We start from the raw sequence: 7,384 nt of genomic DNA on the forward strand, positions 1-7,384 counted from the left end.
GCCGCTGCCCCGGCGGGGACGCGATCGGCCCCGGCCGGATCCGCGGCGGAATCCGAGCGCTCGAACGGCGGGCCCGAAGCCGCCGCGCCGCACCGCGATGCGCCGCAGCACGATCCGGCGGAGGTTCGCAAAGTGATCGCGGCCGCGATGACGAGATCCAAACGCACCGTCCCGCACTACTACCTGTCCAGCACCATCGATATGACCGCGGCGCGCGACTGGCTCGCCGACCACAACCGCCGAGTCCCGGTCGCCGACCGAATCCTGCCCGCCGCCCTGTTGCTGGCGGCAACCGCCCGCGCGGCCGCCGCGGTGCCGGAGCTCAACGGCCACTGGATCGACGACGAATTCCGCCCCGCCGCGGCCGTGCACCTGGGTGTCGTGGTGTCGATGCGCGCGGGCGGCATCATCGTCCCCACCATTCCCGACGCCGACCGCCTCGCCCTGCCGGAGCTGATGAGCGCCCTGCGCGGCGTCGCCGAACGCGCCCGCGCCGTCCGCCTGCGCTCGACCGACGCCACCCCGGCGACCATTACCGTCACCAATCTCGGTGACCTGGGCGTGGATTCGGTCTTCGGCGTCATCGCCGCCCCCCAGGTCGCGATCGTCGGCTTCGGCGCGGTGACCGAGCGTCCCTGCGCGGTCGGTGGCCTGCTCGGCGTGCGACCCCAGCTCACCGCGACCCTCTCCGCCGACCACCGCGCCACCGACGGCGCGATCGGCGCCCGCTTCCTCCATGCCGTCGACACCCTGCTGCACACCCCCGAGGAGCTCTGAAAGCCATGGCCACCAGCCTGTCCCACGAGGTCGCCGACGATCTCATCCGAGGTGCCCTGCACGGCTTCGACACCCCGGACCATCTGGCCGCCCTGCCCGGCGACGCCCCACTGCGCGAAACCCTGGCGCTCGACTCGCTCGACTTCCTGACCTTCGTCGAACGCCTCTCCGCCGCCGCGGATCGCCGCATCGAGGAATCCGACTACCCCCGGCTCACCACCATCGCCGCCTGCGTCGAGTTCCTCACCGCCTGACCGCGGACCCCGGACAGCCCTGTGGACCGCCACCTCCGACGTCCTCGATTCGAGCGGCATCGGGTCTGGCGGTCACGTGCGCACGGACGCCGCTATGCCGTGGCGTGGACGCACTCGGCCGTGGGCTCCCGGGCGGCGGCGCGGCGGCGGACCACCCAGCGGCGGAATTCGTCCGCGCCCCACACGATCAGGGGGAACGGCGCGGTGACAGCGAGCATGGCGGGGCTCAAGGCGGCGGTGCCCAGCAGGGCTTGCAGGGGCGGCAGGTAGATGATGGCGGCGGTGAGCGCCAGCTCGAAGGCGATGCCCCACAACAACAGCGGATTGGAGAACACGCCGATCGACCGCAGGGAGGCGCGTTCGGTGCGGGCGGCGAAGGCGGTGCCGATCTGGCCGGTGACCAGACCGAGCAGGGTCATGGTGGTGGCCTGCCGGTAGGCGTGGTGCAAGGGCGTGCCGGGTCCGGTGGGCGCGCCCGGGTACCAGCCGGCGCGCAGCAGCACGAGGAAGAATCCCGCCATCGCCAGGGCCGCGCACAGCACTCCGAGGAACAGCCAGGCGCGCAACAGCATTCGAGCGCGGATGACCGGTTCGCCGCGGGGGCGGGGCGGCCGGCGCATGAGTCCCGGCTCGGCGGGTTCCCGGCCCAGGGCCAGTGCGGGCAGGGTTTCGGTGCCGACGTCGAAGGACAGCAGCTGCAGGACGGTGAGCGGCAGCGGTACCGCGCCACCGGAGAGCGCGAACACCAGGAACGGCACGATCTCGGGGGTGGCGTGGGCGAAGATGTAGAAGATGAACTTGCGGATGTTGACGTAGACGCGGCGTCCCGCCTGGATGGCCGCGGTGATGGTGGCGAAGTTGTCGTCGGTCAGCACCATGGTGGCGGCCTCGCGTGCCACGTCGGTTCCCGAGCGGCCCATGGCGATACCGATATCGGCGCGCCGCAGTGCCGGCGCGTCGTTGACGCCGTCGCCGGTCATGGCCACCACGTGCCCCGCGGCGCGCAGCGCGTCGGCGATGCGGAGCTTCGCCTCGGGCGAGGAACGGGCGAAGATCAGGTCGGCGTCGGCCGCGAGCAACCGGTCGAGGTCGTGCTCGCTGGTGCGGTCGAGTTCGGTTCCGGTGACGATGACCGGCTCGGCCCGCGTGATGCCCACCTGGGCTGCCACCGCCGCGGCGGTGAGCCCGTGGTCGCCGGTGATGACGATGACCCGGATGCCGGCGCTGTGACAGGCGGCCACCGCGTCGGCGACCTCGGCACGCGGCGGGTCCTCCATCGCCACCACGCCCAGCAGCGTCAGCCCGCGTTCGGCCTCGTCGGGGCGGACGGGATCGGCCTCGTCGGCGTCGAGGCGGCGTTCCGCGACGGCCAGCACCCGAAGACCCTGCCGGGCCAGCCCGTCGACCAGCTCGCCGAGCTCCCGCCGCCGCTCGGCGGTCAGCGGCACGGCTCGTTGCCGGGGGTCGAGTTCGGTGACGCAGTGTGGCAGCACCGCTTCCGGCGCCCCCTTGACATGGATCACCCGCTCGCCGGCGGCGCCCGCGTCGAGGGTGGACATCCGCTTGCGTGCCGAATCGAAGTGGAACTGGCGCGCCCGCCGCTGCCGGCGCAGGTCCTCGTCGACCGGAACGCCCAGTGCCACAGCGGTTTCGAGGAGGGCGACCTCGGTCGGATCACCGGTGTGCTCACCGTCCGCGGTGACTCGTGCGTTGTTGCAGGCGGCCAGGGCCGCGGCCATCCGGTGCAGGGTGGGGTCGAGGGTGGGCGGGCGGTGCCCGGTGCAGTCGAACCGTCCGCTCGCGGTGTGCGCCACCACGACTCGCATCCGGTTCTCGGTGAGGGTGCCGGTCTTGTCGGTGCAGATGACATCGGTGGACCCGAGCGTCTCGACCGAGCTGAGTCGCTTCATCACCGCGCCACGCCGGGCCAGCTCGCGCACACCGATGCCCAGCGCCAGGGTGATCACCGGCAGCAGGCCCTCGGGCACATTGCCGACCAGCAGGCCGACCGCGAACACCACCGCGTTGACGAACGACAGCTGAGCGGCCAGGGTCGCCAGCGGAATGAACGCGACCCCGAGCCCCACCGACACCAGCGCGATCAGCCATGCCACCCGGCGCACCTGATGTTCGAGCGGGCTCTCGTCGCGGCGCACCCGCTCCGAGAGCGCCGCGACGCGGCCCAGTTCCGAGCGCATGCCGGTCGCGTACACGACCGCCCGCGCCTCGCCCTCGGTGCAGGTCGTCCCGCTGAACACGAGGTCGCCGGCCTGCAGCAGCGGCACTCCGGGGTCGGCGAGGTCCGCGGACCGGTAGACCGGCATGGACTCGCCGGTCAACGCCGACAGGTCGACCTCGATGCCGCCCTCGAGGACGCGGGCGTCGGCGGAGATCCGATCGCCTTCGGAGATGACCAGCACATCCCCGGGAACCAGCCCGGTGGCGTCGATCTCGGTGACCGACCGGTCCCTCAGTACCTGCGCGCGCGGCGGCAGATAGGCGGCCAGCGCCTCCACCGCCCGCTCCGCGTGTCGTTCCTGCGCGAACGCGAAACCGGCGTTGATGACGATGACGATGACAATGGCGATCGCGACCGGCACGATGCCCACCGCCCACGCCAATCCCGCCGCGGCCCAGAGCAACAGCGCCAGCGGATGGGTGAACTGCCGGACCAGCTCCCATGGCCAGGCCCGCCCGCCGCGGCGCTCGAGCCGGTTCGGGCCCACCTGGACCAGCCGGCGGCGGGCCTCGCGATCGGTCAGACCCATCCGGCTGCTGCGCAGGTCGCGCAGCAGCGAGTCGATGCGCTCGGTCGGGTCGGGGCGCTCGCCAGGACCGGGTCCGGCCGCGTTCGCGGGTGCCGCGCGGGCCGTCGTCGGTGGGGGAGCATCGAACTCGGTTGTCATGGGCCCACGCCCTCGGATGCGCCGGGCGGGCACGCGGCGTCGATCCACGCGCGTACGGCCCGCGCCACGGTGGCATCGATCGGCTCGGTGGTGTCCAGGGGCGTGGCCGCGGGCCAAGGCGCGGCCACGGCGGCCATGGCGCGCGCGATATCGCCGGTGGCGTCGGAGTCCCCGGGGGGACGGCTCTCGATGCGGGCGCCGGCTACCCGGGGCGGGCATTCACAACGTAGTTCGATCAGATCGCTGTGCGTCGCGGCGGCGAGGGCCCGGGCCCGGTCGCGTTCCCCGTCGTCGATCCAGGCGGCGTCGAGCACCACCGACACGCCGTGGGCGAGCCGGTCCCGGGCGAGCTCGAGCATGCGGGCGTAGACGCGGGCCTTCGCCTCGGGAAGGTATGCCCCCGTAGCGAAGACGCCCGCGGCCCCGGTGATCGCGCCGCCGGCGCGCAGCCGCGCGCGCACGGTATCGCTGGAGATGACCTCCGCGCCGGCAGCGCGCGCCAACGCCGCGGCGACGGTGGACTTCCCGGTTCCCGGCAGTCCGCCGACCAGTGCCAGGCGCACCGCGCCCGATGCCAGATGCCGCAGTGCGAGGTCCACGTGGCGGCGGGCGTGGGCGGCGTATTCCGGATCGCCCTGCGCGGACCGGATGCGATTGGTCTTCGCGCGCACGGTAGCCCGGTAGGCGAGGTAGTGGTGGCGCAGGGACGCGGGTGCGGCATCGTCGGCGGCCCGCAGATAATCGTCGAGGAATCGCTCCGAAAGCATTGCCTGCCCACGGAATTCGAGATCCATCGCCAGGAAAGCGGCGTCGTCGAGGCCGTCGACACAGCGTAGGGCGTCGTCGAAGTCGAGACAGTCCAGGATCCGGAATCCGTCGGGCAGGGCGAAGATGTCCTCGGTCAGCAGGTCACCGTGACCGTCGAGAATCCGGCCCGCCGCGACGCGGTCGGCCAGCAGCGGTGCGCGGCCGTCGAGGAAGCGCAGGGCCAGGCGCTCGATGCGGGCGACGCCGCTCGGATCGAGCTCGTCGCTGGGCTGGGTTCGCAACCCGTTCAGCAGAGTCTCCCAGCGGCGGCGCAGCTCCTCGGGCGTCGCGGCCCGATCGATCGCGGGACCGCGCGCCGCGTTGCGGTGGAATTGGGCCAGCATCACGGCCAGTTCGGCGAGGTCGTCGCGCCCGATCTCCCCGGCGTCCACCAGCGTGCTGAGCCGGCGCGATTCCGGCATGCGCCGCATGATCAGCACCGGTTCGGCCGGACCGCCGAGCGGATCGGTGAGTCGGGCCAGGCCCAGATAGACGTCGGCGGCCCAGCGCCGGTTCAGTTCGAGCTCACGCCGCAACGCGCGGTCCCGGGCCGCGGCGGTGGAGAAATCCAGGAAGTCGGTGGCGATGGGCTTCTTCACCTTGTACGCGCGGTCTCCGAACAGCAGGACCAGCCCGGTGTGGGTTTCGCGCAGCTGCGGCGAGAGTTGCCGCTGGGCAACCGCGTCCGACGGCGGCCGGGCCGTGGTCGTCATGAGCGGGCCGCCTCGGAATCGGACTCCCGAGCGGGCTCGCCGGGAAGCACGAGCACCGGGCAGGAGGAGTGACAGACCAGGTCCTGGGTCGTGCGCCCGAGCCGGGCGGAGGGGATCCCGTCGAGATCGTGGGTGACCACGACGAGTTGGGCCGTGGCGCTCAACCGCTCGACCGCGCTGCCCACCTCGCCGACCACGGTCACCGGCCGGAACCGCACGTCGGGGAAATCGCGCCCGCAGCCCCGGATCTGCGCATCGGAGACCAGTGCGGGCGCCGGTCCCCATTCCTCGATGCCCGACCATGCCCGCCCCGGCCAGACCCGCGCCACGACCAGATCGGCGCCGCGCTCGTGGGCCGCGCGGAAGGCCGCCGCCAGAGCGGGTTTCGCCGAAGGCCAGTCGGTGACGACCACCAGCACGTCCCCGTCCGCGGCGGCGGCCGGGCGCACCAGGGCGACCGGGCAGCGCGCGCCCCGGGTGACCGACAACGCGGTGGAGCCCAGCACCAGGTGGGCGAAGAACCCGATATCGGTGGACCCGAGCGCGATCAGGTCCGCGGACCGGGACAGCTCGAGCAGCACCTGCTCGGCTTGTCCTCGCCTGACCTCGACCGCGATCTCGACGCCATGCTCGCCGGCGCCGGGGTACCGGACCAGCACCGCCCGCCGCGCGGCCTCGAGCGCCTCCATGGCGTAGCGGTAGCGGTTGCCGCCGACCCGGAACGCGGGTTTGTCGATGGCGGGCACGATCGCGACCAGCCGGAGCGGAACCTGCCGGGACCTGGCCTCCGCGGCCGCCCACTCCGCGGCGCGAATCGCGGCACGGGATCCGTCGATGCCCGCGATGACCGGTCGTCGCCGCGCGAGCTCCACCGGTCGAACCGCAGGTCGCGAGGTCGAGACATCGGTATCCATGCCTTCAGCGTCGCGCTCGGGTCCCCGGCGAAACAGAGGACTTCGGTCCCTCCCGAGACGACGACGGTCCCGCCCGGCGACTACCCGATGCCCTACCGTCGCACCCCCGATCAGGCGTGAAATCAGCTGCGTCAGAACCTCTCCCGCCGGAATCCGAGAAGGTGGCCAATGTCGATCGTGACCTTGACGATGAACCCGGCGATCGACATCGCCACCACCGCCGGGCACATCGCGCCCACCGACAAGACCCGCTGCGGCGCACCCAGATTCGACCCCGGTGGCGGCGGGATCAATGTCGCGCGCACGATCGCGGCGCTGGGGGAGCGGGTGACGGCGATATTCCCGGCGGGCGGACCGCCGGGCCGGCTCCTCGAACAATTGGTGCGCGACGCCTCGATCCCGATTCGCCCGATCCCGGTCGCCGGCCACACCCGGGAGAGCTTCGCGGTGACCGCGGCCGATACCGGCGCGCAATACCGGTTCGTCCTGCCCGGCCCCCGGCTCACCATGCCGGAGGTGCATCGCTGCCTGGCCGAAATCGAACGCGCCGCACCGGATTGCCGGTACGTCGTCGCCAGCGGCAGCCTGCCGCCGGGAGTTCCGGTGTCCTTCTATCAGAGCCTCGCCGATCTACTCGGCGACCTCGGCGTCCCGTTGGTGCTCGACACCTCCGGCGCGGCCCTGCGCGCGGTGCGCCGTGGCGTCCACCTGCTCAAGCCGAGCGTGCGCGAACTGACCGAATACGCCGGTCGTGCGCTGCCGGACCGCGAGTCCAGGATCGCCGCCGCGCACGAACTCGTCGAGCACGGGGTCAGCGAGATCGTCGTGGTGTCCATGGGACCCGAGGGCACCCTCGCGGTGACTCGCGACGACGCCCGGTGGCTGCCGTCGGTCGAGGTCCCGGTGCGCAGCGGAATCGGCGCCGGGGACGCCCAGGTGGGCGGGATCGTGGTGGGCCTGGCCCGCGGTTACCCGCTCGACGCCGCGGTGCGCCTGGGCGTCGCGGCCGCGAC

At 72.8% G+C, this 7,384-nt stretch carries 6 protein-coding genes; 3 read left to right on the forward strand and 3 right to left on the reverse strand.

Annotated elements, in window-relative coordinates:
- Together ACWELJ_RS32505 and ACWELJ_RS32510 are read left to right on the forward strand one after the other, a co-directional pair.
- The coding region (locus tag ACWELJ_RS32505) for a 2-oxo acid dehydrogenase subunit E2 (protein WP_452369904.1) at nucleotides 1-777 on the forward strand (777 nt) is incomplete at its 5' end.
- 5 nt (nucleotides 778-782) lie between these two features.
- Nucleotides 783-1,031, forward strand: coding sequence for a hypothetical protein (locus ACWELJ_RS32510; RefSeq protein ID WP_452369905.1), 249 nt, complete (start codon nucleotides 783-785; stop codon nucleotides 1,029-1,031).
- Between the two features lie 92 nt (nucleotides 1,032-1,123).
- Here ACWELJ_RS32510 and ACWELJ_RS32515 read toward each other — a convergent pair whose 3' ends face one another.
- From ACWELJ_RS32515 to ACWELJ_RS32525, 3 genes are read right to left on the reverse strand one after another with little or no spacing between them, the layout of a single operon-like run.
- Nucleotides 1,124-3,937, reverse strand: coding sequence for a cation-translocating P-type ATPase (locus tag ACWELJ_RS32515; protein ID WP_452369906.1), 2,814 nt, complete (start codon nucleotides 3,935-3,937; stop codon nucleotides 1,124-1,126).
- The gene (locus tag ACWELJ_RS32520; protein ID WP_452369907.1) at nucleotides 3,934-5,457 is read right to left on the reverse strand and encodes a bifunctional aminoglycoside phosphotransferase/ATP-binding protein; all 1,524 of its coding nucleotides are present in this window, start codon (nucleotides 5,455-5,457) and stop codon (nucleotides 3,934-3,936) included. The genes ACWELJ_RS32515 and ACWELJ_RS32520 overlap by 4 nt, the downstream gene beginning before the upstream one ends.
- On the reverse strand, nucleotides 5,454-6,371 hold the full coding sequence (locus tag ACWELJ_RS32525; RefSeq protein WP_452369908.1) for a universal stress protein: 918 nt from the start codon (nucleotides 6,369-6,371) through the stop codon (nucleotides 5,454-5,456). Before ACWELJ_RS32525 ends, ACWELJ_RS32520 begins: the two co-directional genes overlap by 4 nt.
- 168 nt (nucleotides 6,372-6,539) lie before the next feature.
- On the opposite strand from ACWELJ_RS32525, the gene ACWELJ_RS32530 reads away from it, so the two are divergent.
- Nucleotides 6,540-7,384 (forward strand): 1-phosphofructokinase family hexose kinase (locus tag ACWELJ_RS32530; protein ID WP_452369909.1); only part of this gene is annotated, 845 nt, incomplete at its 3' end.

The sequence above is a fragment of the Nocardia sp. NPDC004582 genome (assembly GCF_053602115.1).

Excerpts from the sequence above, each read along its gene's own strand:
- ACWELJ_RS32510 (WP_452369905.1), top strand. The coding sequence starts at position 783 with ATGGCCACCAGCCTGTCCCACGAGGTCGCCGACGATCTCATCCGAGGT.
- ACWELJ_RS32515 (WP_452369906.1), bottom strand. The coding sequence starts at position 3,937 with ATGACAACCGAGTTCGATGCTCCCCCACCGACGACGGCCCGCGCGGCA.
- ACWELJ_RS32520 (WP_452369907.1), bottom strand. The coding sequence starts at position 5,457 with ATGACGACCACGGCCCGGCCGCCGTCGGACGCGGTTGCCCAGCGGCAA.
- ACWELJ_RS32525 (WP_452369908.1), bottom strand. The coding sequence starts at position 6,371 with ATGGATACCGATGTCTCGACCTCGCGACCTGCGGTTCGACCGGTGGAG.